Source organism: Paenibacillus paridis (genome assembly GCF_006345825.1).
Taxonomy (GTDB): Bacteria; Bacillota; Bacilli; order Paenibacillales; family Paenibacillaceae; genus Pristimantibacillus; species Pristimantibacillus paridis.
In genome coordinates this window covers 53,503-69,715 of sequence record NZ_VCIX01000091.1, presented here as the reverse complement: position 1 = coordinate 69,715, position 16,213 = coordinate 53,503, and the positions used below count along the sequence as shown (strand labels likewise).

12 protein-coding genes are annotated in these 16,213 nt (G+C 45.1%); 3 read left to right on the top strand and 9 right to left on the bottom strand.

The genetic code is table 11. From position 1 onward, the window contains the following. Position 1: 1 nt before the first annotated feature. Both FJQ58_RS20420 and FJQ58_RS20415 read right to left on the bottom strand, forming a co-directional pair. A complete protein-coding gene (locus FJQ58_RS20420) occupies positions 2–952 on the bottom strand; it encodes an ABC transporter permease (protein WP_139996625.1) in 951 nt (316 codons plus the stop codon). A gap of 70 nt (positions 953–1,022) precedes the next feature. Next, positions 1,023–2,636: an ABC transporter substrate-binding protein gene (locus FJQ58_RS20415; protein ID WP_139996624.1), complete on the bottom strand. Its 1,614-nt coding sequence runs from the start codon at positions 2,634–2,636 to the stop codon at positions 1,023–1,025. A 341-nt stretch (positions 2,637–2,977) separates the two neighbouring features. On the opposite strand from FJQ58_RS20415, the gene FJQ58_RS20410 reads away from it, so the two are divergent. Further along, positions 2,978–4,177, top strand: coding sequence for an MFS transporter (locus FJQ58_RS20410; RefSeq protein WP_139996623.1), 1,200 nt, complete (start codon positions 2,978–2,980; stop codon positions 4,175–4,177). A gap of 77 nt (positions 4,178–4,254) precedes the next feature. Here FJQ58_RS20410 and FJQ58_RS20405 read toward each other — a convergent pair whose 3' ends face one another. After that, positions 4,255–4,596 (bottom strand): zinc ribbon domain-containing protein YjdM, encoded by a 342-nt coding sequence (locus FJQ58_RS20405; RefSeq protein WP_139996622.1) that lies wholly within the window; start codon positions 4,594–4,596, stop codon positions 4,255–4,257. 105 nt (positions 4,597–4,701) lie between these two features. Then, the gene (locus tag FJQ58_RS20400; protein ID WP_238404209.1) at positions 4,702–5,529 is read right to left on the bottom strand and encodes an alpha/beta hydrolase; all 828 of its coding nucleotides are present in this window, start codon (positions 5,527–5,529) and stop codon (positions 4,702–4,704) included. Positions 5,530–5,793: 264 nt separating this feature from the next. On the opposite strand from FJQ58_RS20400, the gene FJQ58_RS20395 reads away from it, so the two are divergent. After that, the gene (locus FJQ58_RS20395) at positions 5,794–6,711 is read left to right on the top strand and encodes an aldo/keto reductase (RefSeq protein ID WP_139996621.1); all 918 of its coding nucleotides are present in this window, start codon (positions 5,794–5,796) and stop codon (positions 6,709–6,711) included. 114 nt (positions 6,712–6,825) lie between these two features. On the opposite strand, the gene FJQ58_RS20390 is transcribed toward FJQ58_RS20395, so the two are convergent. From FJQ58_RS20390 to FJQ58_RS20375, 4 genes are all read right to left on the bottom strand, one after another. Beyond that, positions 6,826–7,962 (bottom strand): response regulator, encoded by a 1,137-nt coding sequence (locus tag FJQ58_RS20390; protein ID WP_139996620.1) that lies wholly within the window; start codon positions 7,960–7,962, stop codon positions 6,826–6,828. Beyond that, complete coding sequence (locus tag FJQ58_RS20385; protein ID WP_139996618.1) at positions 7,959–9,764, bottom strand: sensor histidine kinase; 1,806 nt, start codon at positions 9,762–9,764, stop codon at positions 7,959–7,961. Before FJQ58_RS20385 ends, FJQ58_RS20390 begins: the two co-directional genes overlap by 4 nt. 139 nt (positions 9,765–9,903) lie before the next feature. Continuing rightward, complete coding sequence (locus FJQ58_RS20380; RefSeq protein ID WP_139996617.1) at positions 9,904–11,628, bottom strand: S-layer homology domain-containing protein; 1,725 nt, start codon at positions 11,626–11,628, stop codon at positions 9,904–9,906. Between the two features lie 34 nt (positions 11,629–11,662). Then, a complete protein-coding gene (locus FJQ58_RS20375) occupies positions 11,663–14,302 on the bottom strand; it encodes a hemoblobin-interacting domain-containing protein (protein WP_162341651.1) in 2,640 nt (879 codons plus the stop codon). Between the two features lie 300 nt (positions 14,303–14,602). On the opposite strand from FJQ58_RS20375, the gene FJQ58_RS20370 reads away from it, so the two are divergent. Further along, positions 14,603–15,682, top strand: coding sequence for a phosphatidylglycerol lysyltransferase domain-containing protein (locus FJQ58_RS20370; protein WP_162341649.1), 1,080 nt, complete (start codon positions 14,603–14,605; stop codon positions 15,680–15,682). A 117-nt stretch (positions 15,683–15,799) separates the two neighbouring features. Here the strand turns inward: FJQ58_RS20370 and FJQ58_RS33435 are convergent, their stop codons facing one another. After that, the gene (locus FJQ58_RS33435; RefSeq protein ID WP_139996613.1) at positions 15,800–16,207 is read right to left on the bottom strand and encodes an NINE protein; all 408 of its coding nucleotides are present in this window, start codon (positions 16,205–16,207) and stop codon (positions 15,800–15,802) included. Between the last annotated feature and the right edge of the window lie 6 nt (positions 16,208–16,213).

The window sequence follows — 16,213 nt, the reverse complement described above, 5'->3', positions numbered from 1 at the left end:
ATCACCTCGTTGTTTTGATTCTCGGGTCCGCAAAGCTGTACAAAATATCCGCGAGCAAATTGCCCAGGATCAACATAACGGAAGAGAACAGTGTAATGCCCATGATGACGGGGTAGTCCATTCCGCGCACTGCGGTCATGCCAAGTGAGCCGATCCCCGGCCACGAAAATACGGTCTCCGTCACAATAGCGCCCGCAACCAAGTCGCCCATCGACATGCCTAGCAGCGTAATAACAGGAAGCAATACATGCTTCATTACATGCCGAAACAGAATCGTCCGCTTCGCAGATCCAAAGGCATATTGAATTTGAACGTAATCCTCTTTGAGCTGGCTGATCGTACTGGAACGGATATAACGCACATATACGGCCAGAAAGCCGATAGTCAGCACCGAGCATGGCAAAATAGCATGCAAGAGGACATCAAACGCAGAATATGTGCCGATCGTCCGCATTCCCATACTCGGCAGCCAATGCAGCTTAATCGAAAAGAAATACATAAGTAAAATAGCAAGCCAAAAAAGCGGAATCGAAACGCCAATATACGCTAATAAATTGACAAGCTTATCGACCAGCTTGCTGCGGTTGGCCCCTGCGAGCAAGCCAAGGGGAATAGCGATCAATACCGCCAAGCCAATAGCAGCGCCCATGAGTCCCGCCGTCGCTGGCAAACGCTCCAAAATCTGATCCAGCACGGGCTTATGATTAATAAGCGAATAACCCAAATTCCCGGTCAAGCATTCCTTCAGCCATAAAAAATATTGCATATAGGCGGGCTTGTCCAGCCCGAGGTTATGCCTGATGCGCTCAATGTCTTCCGCATGCATGTTAGGCGTAACGAAGGAAAGCACCGGATCACCCGGTGCCGCCTTCACCATAACAAAGCAGGCGATTGAGACAAAAAACAGCAATGGCAAAGTTTGCAGCAGTCTTCTGAAAATCAATCGTCTCATGCTTCAATTCTCCCAGCCTCGCAGGGACAAAAAAATAAGCTGGATGTTCCAGCTTATTTTTCGCCCATCCTTATTTCAAGTAAAGTTTAGAAAGATCCTCGAAAATAACAACGGGTTTCAGTACCGCTTCTTCCAGTCCGCCGTACTTTTTGTCGACTGCGACAATCGTCTTCGTATAGGCAATCGGATAAACTGGCGCGTCAACCGCTATAAGCTCTTGCAGCTTATTATAGATTTCGCCGCGCTTCGCTGCATCCGCTTCGCCAGCGCCTTGCTTGAACAGCTCGTCCGCCTCTGCATTGCCATAATGAGTGTAGTTAGAATCGCCACCCGTTGTATAGAGAATGCTGTATGCGTCCGGATCGTAACCCATAATGTAGCCTGCTGCAGCAAGCTCGAAGTCCGTTGCTTTCGGATCAACGAATTTATCGCCGTATGCGGAAGCATCCATCGCTTTAATCTCTACAGTTACGCCAATTTCCTTCAGCTTTTGTTGAACATAAAGCGAGATCGCTTCCTGTGCTTTATTGCCGCTGGAGACGATAAACCGAAGTTTAAGCCCTTCAGCGCCGTTAGCTTTCAACAGCTCCTTTGCTTTGGCAGCGTCGTTATCGTAGCTTGTAACATCGTTGTTGTGGAACAAGCCATCCGGTGTAACGAAGGATTTTGCTGGGTCAGCATAGTCGCTTGAAGTGTAAGCCACTTGAATCAACTCGTCTCGGTTCAGCGCGTAGGACAGCGCTTGTCTGACCTCTTTTTTGCCAAGCAAGCCGGTATCGCTGTTCTCATTAAAGAGAAGGTAAGACAAACGGCCTTCGCTATAGGGCAGAACTTCAAATTTATTCGTTCCCTCTATCGTCGCAACATCCTGAGGGTCGAGGTATTTAATATTAATTTCACCGTTTTGCAAAGCCAGATTCGCGGCATTCGTATCTTTCGCGATACGGTAAGTCACCGAATCCAGATGCGGTTTGCCGGCAAAATAGTTATCAAAGCGCTCCAGCGTTACATACTCACCAGTCTTGTATTCTTTAAACTTAAATGCTCCGGAACCGACTGGCGCATTGTTTTTCGTACTCTTCTGGATATCGGCTTCGTTCTCGAAAATATGCTTCGGAATCGGCGTCACTTGGACAAGCGTCGCTTCAAAAGCAGGACTAACCTGCGGAAGCTTGAATTCAACCGTTGTATCATCAACCTTCACTGCCTCTATAGCTTTGCCTCCGATGATAAAATTGCCTCTCAGAAGACTGTTTTGTTTCTCATCCAAAATTTTCTCAATCGTAAACACGACGTCATCCGCTGTCAGCTTCTCGCCATCATGCCAAGTAAGGCCGCTCTTCAGCTTCAATGTGTACGTTAAGTTATCCGCGGAAGGCTCGAGGCTGTCCGCCAAATAGAATGTTTTCTTGCCATTGTTTACTTGAAATAGCGGCGCGAACAGCGCTTGGTCAATCGTAAGGCTGACACGGTCTCCGGCGTAGTTCGGATTCAGTAAGACTGGATCTGCTTGTACGGCTATAATTAAATTTCCGCCGTCTTTCGGCTGGCCTTCCGCGGTTGGCTCCGCGTTGTCCGTTGCCGGGCTTGCGCTTGGCGTATTGCTGCCATTATTGCTTGAGCAAGCACTGATCAGCATCGTTAATAATAAAAGCAAGGTTACCCCTAAACGATTTTTATTCATTTTCTCTCATCCTCCGTGTGTCTGACTCTCTGTAGGCTATTAACCTCTCAAATTGTATATCGGTTTACTTGGAATTACAACTGTAAAAGCTTCCATTATTGTCATTTCGTTCAGTTTTTTGCATTTTCCACTCATATTATTTTCAAAAGCCCATCCCATTTATGACCATAGTATGCTTCAAATCTTTAATATTATAAGCCCTTCCTTCACTTATTCTTCAAAATAAATAACTTGATTATACTCTCTGAAAACTAAATAATATGATGCAGGCCTTATTGGCCTATACGAAATGAACGGGATGAGCATTGCTCGTCCGCAGAAGAAAGGTTGACACAGACAGCATGGAATTATCACACCGCATAACCAAGAAACAAGCCGTAAAAGAACCGTTCCCCGTCTCGATTCTGTCCCTTACCGTCGGCGCCTTTGCCATTGGCATGACCGAATTCGTCATCATGGGACTACTGCCTAACGTAGCCGAGGATTTGCATGTCAGCATTTCGTCAGCGGGTCAACTCATTACGATGTACGCCCTCGGGGTTGCAGTCGGAGCTCCTATATTAACCGTCCTTACGCACCGAATTCCGCAAAAGCAGCTCCTGATCTTGCTCATGCTATTATTTATTCTTGGCAACAGCATCTCCGTTATCGCGCCAAGCTATGCCGTGCTTATGGGAGCGCGTATGTTAACTGCGCTTACTCATGGAACCTTCTTCGGAGTCGGCGCTGTCATTGCATCCAACCTTGTCCGGCCGGACAAACGCGCGGGGGCCGTATCGATCATGATGGCGGGACTCACGATCGCGAATATTATCGGCGTACCGCTTGGAACCTTTATCGGTCAACATATGGGCTGGCGCTCCTCGTTCGGCGCTATTGCGATCATGGGAATCATCGCCTTGATCGGCATATTCATCTTCATTCCGAAGCTTAAGCAAGATAAACCGGCGAGCATAATCCAACAAATCTCTGCCCTGATTAAACCAAAGCTCATGGTGTACCTGCTGATAGGGGCACTGGGCAACGCAGGCCTTTTCGCCGTTTTCACTTATATTACGCCACTGCTTACACAAATCAGCGGCTTTGCCGAGCATAACGTGACATGGATTCTCGTTCTGTTCGGCTGTGGGGTCACCATTGGCAACATTGTTGGCGGCAAGCTCGCGGATTGGAAGCTGATGCCTTCGATCCTCGGATTATATTTTGCCATCTGCTTAATCCTGACGATCTTCACCTTTACTATTCACAATCCGATTGCTGCTGTACTAACCATCTTGCTATGGGGTACCGCCTCATTCGCTGTCTTTCCTGGGCTACAGGTCCGGGTGATGAGCTTGGCCCAATCGGCTCCCGCGCTTGCCTCCACCTCCAGCCATTCGGCGGGTAACCTGGGCAATGCAGCAGGCGCATTTATCGGGGGATGGGTCATTACCCATCTGTCTCTCGGCGCGCTTCCTTGGGTTGGTGCTGTATTGGTCGGCCTGGCTTTGGTTCTCGGCCTTGTGTGTTACATGACAGAAAACAGAAACCAAGTGGCGTAACCCGCTACCTGCCTGCACAAAAAGCCCTGCTTCGCTTAGAAGCAGGGCTTTTTTGTACACTTATATGCAAACAGTATCTAAATCTTTTTCACAAACTCCGATTTCAGCTTCATTGCTCCAAAACCGTCGATTTTACAGTCGATATCATGATCTTCGTCCACCAGGCGGATATTTTTGACTTTCGTGCCGATTTTGATAACCGATGAGCTTCCTTTTACTTTTAGATCCTTAATGACGGACACGGAATCACCATCGTTTAAAATATTGCCGTTAGCATCTTTCACTACTTTTTTTTCATCGATGTTTTCGGCACCTGCATCCAAGCTCCACTCATGCGCGCATTCCGGGCATACGAGTAGGCTTCCATCCTCATAAGTATATTCGGACTGACAGCTCGGGCAATTCGGTAAAGTAGACATAATATTAAGTTCTCCATTCATTAACTATGTATTTTCACTTTGAATTTCCTTATATAAGTATATTTGATATTCGTTAGTAGCACCAATATAAACTGCTATCTGTCGTTATTCCTCCTGCTCCAGCCTTTTAAGAAAGGCAAGTACCGCTGCTTTCATCTGTTCCAGACCCGGCTGCTCAATCGGAAAGTGCCCCGCCCCTTCTAATAGAACGCATTCTTTCCTGCTCTTAAGCCGATTGAAGAAGGGCTCGCTCAGAGCAAAAGGCGTCATCGGGTCCACTTCGGGATGAACAAGCAGAACCGGACAGCCATTGAACTCTTCAGGCTCCAGCTTTGGCTTCATATTTAAAAAAGTTCTCAGCAAGCGCAGCGGAACCCTTGTGCCTGCCGCGTGAGGGTCCTTTATTATCAACCGAGTCAACGCCGTATGATTGCTAATTAGCTTCATTCTTGACACCCTGGTGACCGGAATATGTACGGAATCCAGTACAGAAGGAAAAGCATCCATCACATATTTACCCAAACGGCTGACGATCTTGTTAGGGGCAACTTGATCCCTAACCTTCGGATTGCTTGTATCCACAAATGTCGTTGCAATCAATCCTTTGACCTGCTTGCTATTGACCGCCGTATGATACGCCAGCATGCCGCCAATACTGGACCCCAGCAGAACAACAGGTTTACCGTCACGTTCCGTTTCCACTGCAATGAGCGCCGTAAGCAGGTCAATCCATTGCTGATAATCAATTAGAGATGGTGACTCGAAACAGCTTAGGCCATATGGAGGAAGATCCGGCGAGACAACCTCATAGCCGTACTGCTGCAGCATCCGTGCGTAAGGAGCCAATAATCTCCCGTTGCCGCCTGCTCCGTGAATAAATATAATTTTTATTTTAGCGTCCGTCACCTTCATACGGTCCAGATGAATCTGCATCCCGTCCCATGCCCACCATTCTTCTTCAGGCAGGTCTGGTCCGTTTATCCGTATTTCTTCGGGAAAGAACCGTTGATATTGCTTCTAGTAGGAAACTGAATCGTTATAGGATAAGAAGTTAGGTTTCAATGTCATCGTTCCTCTCCGTCTCCCCTCATCGCTTCTATATATTTGAGGATTATAGCTTACTTTAGTTCATATTGTAATCGAGCAATCTTTTGTGCGACAATCAATAGAGACAAACAAAACAGGAGGCGTAAACAAATGAGGACGATAAAGCTAGGAAGCAGCACCTTAGAGGTACCCGTAGTTGCGGTTGGCTGTATGCGTATTAATTCGCTGGACAAACCCGAGGCTGAGCGTTTTGTTCAAACCGCACTTGAGGAAGGCGCAAACTTCTTTGAGCACGCCGACATTTATGGCAGCGGCACCTGTGAGGAAATATTCGCAGACGCCATACATATGAGCGATGATGTTCGCGAGAAAATTATCCTTCAATCCAAATGCGGCATCCGTCCGGGCATGTTCGACTTCTCCAAAGAGCATATTCTAACATCGGTGGATGGCATTCTGAAGCGGCTAAAAACCGACTATTTGGACGTTCTGCTTCTGCACCGCCCAGATACGCTCGTCGAACCGGAAGAGGTAGCTGAAGCTTTTGATCTTCTGGAAAGTTCAGGGAAGGTACGTCATTTCGGCGTGTCCAATCAAAAGCCTATGCAAATCGAATTGCTGAAAAAATCGGTGAAGCAGCCGTTAGTTGCCAACCAACTGCAGCTCAGCATTACCAACACGACGATGATCTCGAATGGATTCAACGTAAACATGGAGAACGATGCTGCTGTAAACCGCGATGGCAGCATTCTCGATTACAGCCGCTTGAACGATATGACCATTCAGCCATGGTCCCCATTCCAATACGGATTTTTTGAGGGCGTGTTCCTCGATAACGATAAATTTCCTGAATTGAACAAAAAAATTGACGAAGTAGCGAAAACCTATAATGTGAGCAATACGACGATTGCCATTGCATGGCTGCTTCGCCATCCTGCTCGCATGCAGCCAGTAATTGGCACGATGAATATTGGCCGGCTACAGGATTGCTGCAAAGCAAGCGAGATCTACCTGACTCGCGAAGAATGGTATGGCATCTATCGTGCGGCAGGCAATGTACTTCCTTAATCACTGTGTCCATAAGATAGTTCTGCCACTGTTCTGCGATTGAACTAGTAGGTAGCAGCTCAAATACGAAACAGCCTCCGGTCTAATAGGCCAGAGGCTGTTCCGTATTATAAGCTAAGCACTCTCTATCTTCGATAGCAGTCTTCTGTATAGAGCGGCTACTTCAAGGGATGGGCTTAGCCCAAGCTCACGACGCATATTTTCGGTAAATTTAATATAGTGCTGAGTCAATCCTTCTTTGTCCTTCTTCAAAGCCAATGCGCGCATAAGCAGCTTGAACGTTTCTTCATTTAGCTCATTCCGTACAAACAGCTTCAATAATAACCGAATAGCCATTTGCGTATCGCCTTTGGCTAATAGGGCCGTACAAAGACGCTGAGTAAAGGAAGAGTAAAGCTGAGACAGCCGCTCTACCTCGCTCCAAGCCCAGGGGAACGCACGGTCGCCAAACAAATCGCCGGCATAAAGCTGCTGAAGCTCAATCGCCTGATCCAAATTCTGCTGGTTTACCACCTGCATCTCTTTGCAGCCTTCTTCAAAGCTAACCATATCCACGGGTACCTGATGAAGATCCAATGCATAATGGTTGTTATCGGAATGCAAACGATCCCTCAAGCCATAATTATCGAGTAGTCTGCGCAGCTGATAGACGGTCGTATTTAAATAGATTTCAGCATTTTTCTGCGGCATGTCGCCAAAAATGTCCTCAATTAACCTAGCTCTCGATACTTGCCTACCTTTCTGGATAAGCAAATAACCAAATAGCTCAGCGCTTTTGCTCGATTTCCACTTAACGATGACATTTTGCGCGCTGCGAATTTCCATACCGCCAAGACAGTTGAACATGATCCGAATCGAAGAAGGTTCCCGCAAGGTAAGAGCCTGCTCTACCTGAACCTCAGCCAACGCTCTTTGGACGGTATGATGCAGTCTCTCTTGCAATACGGGTTTGACGATATAATCATAAGCATACACATCAAACGCGGAAAGCGCATATTCCTTGTGAGAGGTAACAAAAACGAGCTTTATTTGTCTGCCGCTCTCCCGTAAGCGCCCCGCAAACTCCAGGCCGCTCTCCTTCGGCATATTGATGTCAATAAAGATCAAGTCCGCATCATGATCCTCTAAATAAGAGAAGGCCGCAGCCGTATCATGAAAGATGCCTACAATTTTGACTTGATCCAGCTTGCCAAGCATGCGTTTCATAATGAGATGCATCGCTTTTTCGTCGTCGACGATAACAACCTTCACACGATTTCCCTTCTTTCATTCCATTCAATAGGGTATGCAGTCGCTTTAGGTGAAGTAGGAATCGAAAAATAAAAAGTGCTGCCTTGTTGGGGAGCGCTTTCGAACCAGATCTCCCCGCCGTTTAAGCGGACGAACTCCCTGCATAGCGTTAACCCGAGCCCCACGCCACGCTCGCCGGCCGTGCCTACCGATGAGACCGGATAGGCTTCATTCAGCAAGGTATCGGCTTGCTCTAACGGAATTCCGGCTCCAGTATCGCTAACGGAAACGATCATTTTGCCATTTGCGAGTTGGGCATCCAGTTGAATGCTACCGCCATAATCCGTGAATTTAATCGCATTGGAAAGCAAATTGCGAATGATCAGATCGAGCATTTCTTTATCCGCAAACACAAGCGTATTCTCAGGTATAAGAGAATGAATATGAATCCCTTTCCCTTCGCTGCGAACCTGCAGAAAACGTATATTCATTTGGATAGCTTGGGCCAAATCCCTGACCACCGGGTTGAATACCATACCTCCCCTTTGGCTTTGAAACCAATCGAGCAAGCTTTCAACCAGGGTAAAGGTATTGTGGATTTGCTCGCCCATTTCTTGGACGATTTCCTCGTGATTTTCTCCGCAATCTTCCATTTCTTCTTCCATTAGCTCCATTAAATTAATAAGTACCGCGAGCGGATCGCGAATGTCATGTGCGACGACGTTGAACATTTTGTCCTTAAATGTATTTAGCTCACTGAGCTGCCTTGCATTATCGAGCAGTATTTCCTCAGAACGGACGGATTCGGTCACATCGCTTAGCAAAATCATTTTCCCTACGGGCTTTATACCGTTTTTGGTGACATAGGAAATATGGACATTATAAAATTTTCGGTCTGCTTGGCCTGAAATTTTAATACGGCTTCCTAAGGAAGGCTGCTGCATAATTCTCTCCAGCAATACCGGGTAATCCGCGAATAGTTCAAGCGCTGATTTTCCAATCCGTTTGTTCGTTAGGCCATGAATAATCCGCGCTGCCGATTGATTAAAGCTGGTTAAGCTATTTTCCATATCCAGTACAATAACCGCGTCCTGCATCGATTCGAATATTTTCTGAAGCGCCAACGGCGCCAGTCTCAGCATATTGAATTGGTAGATTCCCCATATATAGAAAATGCCAGAAATGACAAAGCCAAAAGGAGAGATATCAATAGGCATGTAGAATGCTCCGCTTAGATAGATGAGCGTGAAGCCGAAGGGACCCCATGAGCCAATGATCATTAAGGCCACTTGCTTTTTCATGCGGCCAGTCTCTTTGATAAACATTTGGATCATTAAAACCATGCCAATGACAAAAAAAGTATAGGAATAATATACATGAAGATAGTACAGGGGGCCTTTCACCAAGGTAACCAATGGGAAGCCTTCCGAATAATCGAGTGTCATACTTTTATAAAACAAATGATGCCATTCATTCGTATAGTGGGCAACGAAAGTAATAAGGGGAACAACCATTAGAGCCGCAACGACCCATTTTCTAACCATCGCTTGACGTCCCGTATACTGCAATACCATGATAAACCAAAGTAACGTACCGAACGGAATGCCCATATATTCCACCCGCAGCCAAAACCGGATATGCTCCAAGGAGGTACTGACAATCTCAAAAGCATAGCCGAGCGTATAGAAGGCACCTGTCAGCGAACCCAGTCCATAACTGATGGCAATGGGGAGCTCCCTTCTTTTCCAGCAAAGATAACACAACACCAGCGAGCAGCAGGTGGCTCCTATTAACAGTGCTGATAAATACAGATTGTAGCTCATTGCTGACTAGCCTCCATGCGGGATAGGGTCTATGAATCTCTACTTTTCATGTTAACAGAAACAGGGCAAAAAAACTTAGAAACTCCCCACGAAAAATCGTGAGGAGCTGCTATATTCTACAAAGAGTAAATGAAGAAACCTAGTTGATGAAGTGAACATAGTGCAGGAAGCGTTTCAGCATGACCGATGCTTGCGCACGAGTCGCTTTCGCCGAAGGAGCAAAAGTATCCGAGCTCAATCCTGTGATGATATTGGCTTCCATTGCTTCTGCAACTGCCGCTTGTGCCCAGCTGCTAATTGCAGCCTGATCCTTAAACTTGGATAAAGGCTCGTTTTGACTGGCTGAGGCATTGCTTGTAATGCCCGCTGCAGCAATCGCTCTTGTAACCATAACCGCCATTTGCTCGCGGGTGATCGTATCGTTTGGCTTAAAGCGGTTGCCATCAAAGCCGTCAACGAGCTTGGCCTTTACAGCCGCGCCGATCGCGCCTGCGAACCAATCACTGGATTTCACATCAGTGAAAGCTGCAGATGAAGCATCCAAAGATAGGCCTAAAGAGCGGACCAATAACGCGGCGAACTCAGCTCTCGTAATGTTATTGTTTGGAGCAAAGCTGTTCTCCGTCACACCGTTAACCACCAGTTTGGAGGCTAGCAGCTCAATGTCTACTTTTGCCCAGTGCTGACTCATATCAGAAAATGTTTTGGTCACAGAGAGTACCGTATAAATGCTATTTCCATTGCGCTTGAATGCAACTCTCGTGGAGCCGTCTGTCTGCTTCTCGAAGATAGCCGGAACGAACGAAAATTGCCCAGTAGTCGGATCGTAACGGACGACGGATGCATGAGCAGCATCCACTGAACCTGTCAGTACGACATTTCGCTCCACATAAGTGGAACCGAAAGCGTTAAGCTCGATCGTCTTTCCATTTCCTGAAGCGACTAGATTAAATTCAATTGCGTTTCCAAGCTGTACAGCGGCTATATCCTGTGCGCTTTGTTTGATTTTCGAATTTAAATCAATAGCGACTGTCGAAATTTTCACAAGAATGCTAATGTTTTCAGCCGTAGTTCCTAAATCTTGCTCTAACGCAGCAAAGTCAATAATGTTGAGGGGCAAAGAATACTCCCCATCATTAGTTTGTAATGAAATAATGGTGTTTGGCGCGATCTTTGCAGCAGCTGCCAATACGGATGAGCTTAGGTTAAACTGCACCGCCTCGCCTGCTGTATTGTTGAAAGAAACATAAACGATTGGTGCCGTGCCATGATTATTCTGCTTGGCGGCTTTAGCAAGAGCGTCTGCAAGTGCTGAGCCGTCTTGGGTAACCGTAGTTGTTAGTTGTCCATTTCCTGCCGTTACAGATGCTGTTGTATTTTTGCTCGTATCTGCAATAACAGGCTCCGCACCCGATTTGCCAGGTGTGACCGGTTTGGCTGCCGCTGGGGTTGGCGTTGGCGTTGTAATCGTTCCGGTTGGACCTTCGCCGCCAGTGTTGCCGCCGTCTCCGCCGCCTGTATTTGCCTTCTTAACAACAAACTCTGCATTGGCTACCTCGGTAGCTAGCCCAGCGATGACTTTGTAAGTGCCGCTAGCCTCGCTGGCACCTAGTGTAAACGAGCTTGAAAATTTCCCACCGTTCACTTTAGTGATATCGTAAAATAATACGCTATTACCCGGACGCAGCACCTTAATAATCACTTCATCCAGCGTAGATGTTCCGGAAATGACCACGGCATCTCCTGGTGCCTTCTCTCCTATAGCGTCTAATGTAACCGCTGAACCGTTTGCAAAAGCTGCAGCAGGCAAAAGCGATAAACACAGCGTAAAAATCAATAGTAAACTGAGCTTGCGCAATTTCACTTTACATTCCTCGCTTTCCTCTTATTCATTTTTACTAGTCCAATTCATTGTTGTTTCTCTCATTCAATGCAATATCAAATTCAGTTTGTGTCTTGATAGATGCGAGGTTCAGACCTACATCAGCAAGATCGCTGCTGTATTTGCTCACAACATAGGCTTTGACGGTGTAATTCGGATTTGTCGCCGCGTCACTGACATTAAAATTAGCTGAATATACGCCTGTCCCTAGCTTTAAATTAGCTGCAACAATACTAACCGGCGTGGTCCCATTGAACAGTTCAAATACAACGGACTGATTTCCTATATATTGGGTTTGATCAGCATTGTTTAAAAGATTAATTTTGGCTGTAATCCCGTTTTCCGTCGTCACAACCGGTGCTGTCATATAAAACAGTTCAGACGATTTATAAGCTCGGCCGTCAACGTATTTGGTGCTGTAGCCTTCAGCGTCAACAAGAATTTCGTAGTAATTGCCCTCTTGAAACACACCTTTAGCAATCGTAATTTTGCCTTCGCTCAGTTGATATTCAGAGCTGTTCAGTTGTCTTCTCATGCCAATTTTTCCATCATATAAAATGATTGCTTTGACTTGGTTTCTCCACAAGGCATTGTCTACAAAAGTAAATTCGCTTGCTGTATTGCTTAGCATATATCCTGTAATCTCCGGCGTATTGTAGGCAAGCTCTACTTCTATAGGTATATTTCTTTTTGTATCATACTGATCGCTAATCACATTTTCAGCAATTTTCACTTTAACCGAGCCAATTTTTATAGCATCATGAAACAGTATATTGATATTTCTACCATAAATAGATACGACATCAAGCTCGTCCAAAGCTTTATAGGTTGCTCCATGATCGATGGAATAGGTAATGCTCTCTTTCAGATGGGACACTCCGTCCACTAAAGTTTGATCTACGATATCCGTATCCGTATTAAACTGAATGCTTAACCAACGGCCATTGTAAGAAAAATATCCATTGTTCATACTTAAATCGTTATTACCAGGGTAGAACCAATTTGTGGTGTAACTATTATTATTCATATTTCCCACTGAATCTTTGAACATATTAGAATTAAATTGGAAATAATATTGATAGCCTGTAAGTGGCGCGGCAAAATGAATAGTAGCCACAGAACCCGAGAACGTTAGCGTAGTATCCACCGGAAGTCCGGTTCTCCAGTTCTGGCTGTTATACCAATACACACTTTGCAAGAAATTAGCATCATCTTGTTTTGCATTTTGAATATCTTCATTAAATACAATATTTAAATCCTGATAATGATTTGAGAAATAAGAATATTGATACACCGGCGCTGTCGTATCCGCTGGGAATGGATCGACTCCGCCAACATGGGCTTGCAGAGGTGCTGTTACTGACCGTTCCCTTTGAATATTGCCATGACGATCTTTCAGGACTCCGCCTTCGACATAAATATAATTGCTCGCTCCAGACAAAGCCTCTTTAAAATGGATTTTCAACTTTCCGTCTTCTACGATCGCTGTATCACCTTCACCTAAACTTTTACGTTGCTGATAACCATCCTTCATTAAATAAATATAATTGCTTAAAGGGTCACTTTCATTCATATTATCGAAAATATCATCATAGAAAGAAATCGTTACATCGTGATTATCGTTGCTAATGACAGTACTTTGAATGACAGGAGGAGAAACATGCAGCAGCAAATCCTCATTCAGGCTGCCTGCTGCATTTTTCAACGTACCTGCAGCAATTTTAATCACTGTTTTTTCGCCTATAACAACTTTTATATCATTATAGTATCTGATGTGAATTTGCCTAGAGCCATTCTGATAGATTTCATTTTGCTCACTCAATACAGGCGAAAAATGCTCTCCGTCTGCAGCTACGCTTATTTTGCTTCTCAGAAAAGCATTAATTTGATCTTGATCGGCGTCCACTGGCGCATTAATGGTAAAATCTTTATCAAAATTCAAGTAAACCTGACCGCCTGAATTATTGACCTCAGCACCAATGAAAGCAGGAGCAACAAGATCCCACGCAACAATATTACGAACTTCCATATTAGTGCTGAATGGTTCTTCATCAATATCAAGGAGTGCTCCTGAAGCTATGTTTATAGCGTTTGCATTTCCATTCAAAGCACTCTCTAAATGAATAATCAATGTAGTCGCAGACTCGCTAGTGGAAAAAGAAATGCTGTCGTTAGGAGCAAGAGGTGAATAGCCTGGGGTCTCCGATCTTTCCAAGGTAATGGCATTTTTCAAATCTTCCAACGTACCCGCCTGTTCAGCAAATTCACTAAATGTCACGGTTATTTTTTTGTTAAAATCACTAACGTCTACTGTTAGCCGCGGTGCTCCTTCTGCAAGCACATCACGTACAAAGCATTGCTTCGCTTGATTTGGTGCGGGATCAGAGCCCCATGTAGAAACGTTGCAATTAAAGTTATTTGTCATTTGGCGATAGTCATAGAGATTGTTTATACCAAAACGAACTTCCTTTGTTCCTGAGATTTCACAGGTGTTATTTTCGTTCACGCAGAAAACCCAATCACCATTGTCCGCAGATGCGGGTGAAACAAATAAAAACGAAGACAAAGCCATGATTGCTACTAGCAGACTGATTGAACCCTTTTTAAAAGACATTACGCTCGAGCGGAAGAGCCGTCCAACCGTCGCTTGCTTCATACTCTTTTCTTTCCTTGTCATATACATAGTTCCTTTGTCACTCCTGATATCATTTTATGGTAATAAAAGTAGTATAAACTACCTTAATGACAGCAAAATGACAAACATCGACGACAATGTGAGCTCTTGCCTCTAGACTTTGCAAAACAACTGCTTTTTTGTCGAAAACAAGACCATTGTCTCTGCTGATGTGATAAAATCTCTTTAGTCTACTCAGGCAATAGCCGATGAATATAGGGATAGATTTTAATGGGTATAAATGAAAGCCTACATATATTAAACCTGGGGGATTTTCTCGTTATGGACCAAATTTCTGAAAAAAGGCTTCAACATCTGCTTGAAAACCGTGGCCACAATTCACACTCTCATTTATATCTTTTAGGTGATAAAGAGTCGTTTTGGGATTCGGAGTGCGAGGCTTTACTGGTATACCGCTCGATTGGGAAGAGGAAAATTGTACTCGGAGATCCTGTCGGAAGCCATGAAGCTTGCCTGCGAGTCATCGAACAATTTATCGCGTATTGCAAGGAGAACAAAGCAAAACCGGTATTTTACCAGGCTAAGTCTGCTTTTCTTCCTATATATAAGCAATTCGGCCTCCAATGTTCCAAAATCGGAGAAGAAGCCCAGATTCATGTGTCCGCTTTTCATTTGAATGGGAAACAATGGCTTAAGCTTCGCAATCGTATCAATAAATTTGAACGCAGCGGCTACTCAGTTCAAGTTATGTATCCTCCTTATACCGATTCATTTCTTCACCGGCTTCAAAGCATCTCCAACGAGTGGCTAGGTGACCGCAAAGAAAAAAGCTTCTCCGTCGGCTCTTTTGCGCCTGACTATGTGAGCAGGTTTCCCGTCGCTGTCTTAGTCGGCCCTGATGGAAGCTATGAGGCATTCGCCACAATTGCCGGGGACCATCCGCCCAGCACGTTCACGCACCAAGAAGATTTTGTTGCCAGACAAATTACGGTAGACTTGATGCGCTATACAAAAGCCTGTCCGCCTGGCGCAATGGACGTCTTATTTGCTTCGTTATTCAAATGGGCCCAAGAGCACCACTACTCGCTATGCAGCTTGGGCATGTCTCCCTTGGCCAACGCCTGTGACCTGCTTATTATGAAGCTGCTCTACAAATATGGGAATAGACTCTATAATTTTAAGGGCTTGTATGAATATAAAAATAAGTTTGCACCACACTGGGAAGAGGTTTATTTTGTTTATCCTCCTTCCTCTGTCACCTTAACCGTCGCTGCGCTTGCTAAAATCATTCATACACCGCTTTACAAGCAGCACTCTGCCAGTCAAGCATCTTCTAAACGTTTTATAAACAAAAACTCATTTTCGAGGAAGCGAAAGGCTTCTACTGATCAGAAGAGCTAACATTGCGCTTTAGCTGCTAGACCTCTGCTTGTAGGATTAACAAAAAATAGGTAGAGCATCTCGAAAGAAGATGCTCTACCTATTCCATTTTCCACTTATGCTTTCACCTAAGATAACTTACTTTCTGCTATACTTCATGTGGAATTTCTCATCGCTTGATGATAAATAGATGATTCCCTCAATTACCCCTAGCAAAGCTGGAATGTACGTCCAACAAAAAATTAAATAAACGATTCCCCAGCCAATTCTGCCTAAATAAAACTTATGGATACCAAGCCCGCCAAGCAAAATACCAAGTACACCCGCAGTTACTTTACTCTTTCTGTTGTAATTAGCATACGGATTATATCCGGGTGGGGCATACTGCGGCTGTTGGGATGGAGCATACGGTGGTTGTTGGCTTTGCGAATATTGCTGGCCTTGCTGTTGCGGCTGTGCGACTGCAATTTTCTCTCCGCAATATTTACAATCTGTAGTATCCACGGATACTGGAGCACCACAGGATGGGCAGTTTCTTGAACTCATAAAAAA

What these genes read in the sequence shown, in the direction of transcription:
- FJQ58_RS20385 (WP_139996618.1), bottom strand. Translation starts at nt 9,764, where the DNA reads ATGAGCTACAATCTGTATTTATCAGCACTGTTAATAGGAGCCACCTGC.
- FJQ58_RS20375 (WP_162341651.1), bottom strand. Translation starts at nt 14,302, where the DNA reads ATGAAGCAAGCGACGGTTGGACGGCTCTTCCGCTCGAGCGTAATGTCT.
- FJQ58_RS20370 (WP_162341649.1), top strand. Translation starts at nt 14,603, where the DNA reads ATGGACCAAATTTCTGAAAAAAGGCTTCAACATCTGCTTGAAAACCGT.
- FJQ58_RS20410 (WP_139996623.1), top strand. Translation starts at nt 2,978, where the DNA reads ATGGAATTATCACACCGCATAACCAAGAAACAAGCCGTAAAAGAACCG.
- FJQ58_RS33435 (WP_139996613.1), bottom strand. Translation starts at nt 16,207, where the DNA reads ATGAGTTCAAGAAACTGCCCATCCTGTGGTGCTCCAGTATCCGTGGAT.
- FJQ58_RS20420 (WP_139996625.1), bottom strand. Translation starts at nt 952, where the DNA reads ATGAGACGATTGATTTTCAGAAGACTGCTGCAAACTTTGCCATTGCTG.
- FJQ58_RS20395 (WP_139996621.1), top strand. Translation starts at nt 5,794, where the DNA reads ATGAGGACGATAAAGCTAGGAAGCAGCACCTTAGAGGTACCCGTAGTT.
- FJQ58_RS20405 (WP_139996622.1), bottom strand. Translation starts at nt 4,596, where the DNA reads ATGTCTACTTTACCGAATTGCCCGAGCTGTCAGTCCGAATATACTTAT.
- FJQ58_RS20415 (WP_139996624.1), bottom strand. Translation starts at nt 2,636, where the DNA reads ATGAATAAAAATCGTTTAGGGGTAACCTTGCTTTTATTATTAACGATG.
- FJQ58_RS20400 (WP_238404209.1), bottom strand. Translation starts at nt 5,529, where the DNA reads ATGCAGATTCATCTGGACCGTATGAAGGTGACGGACGCTAAAATAAAA.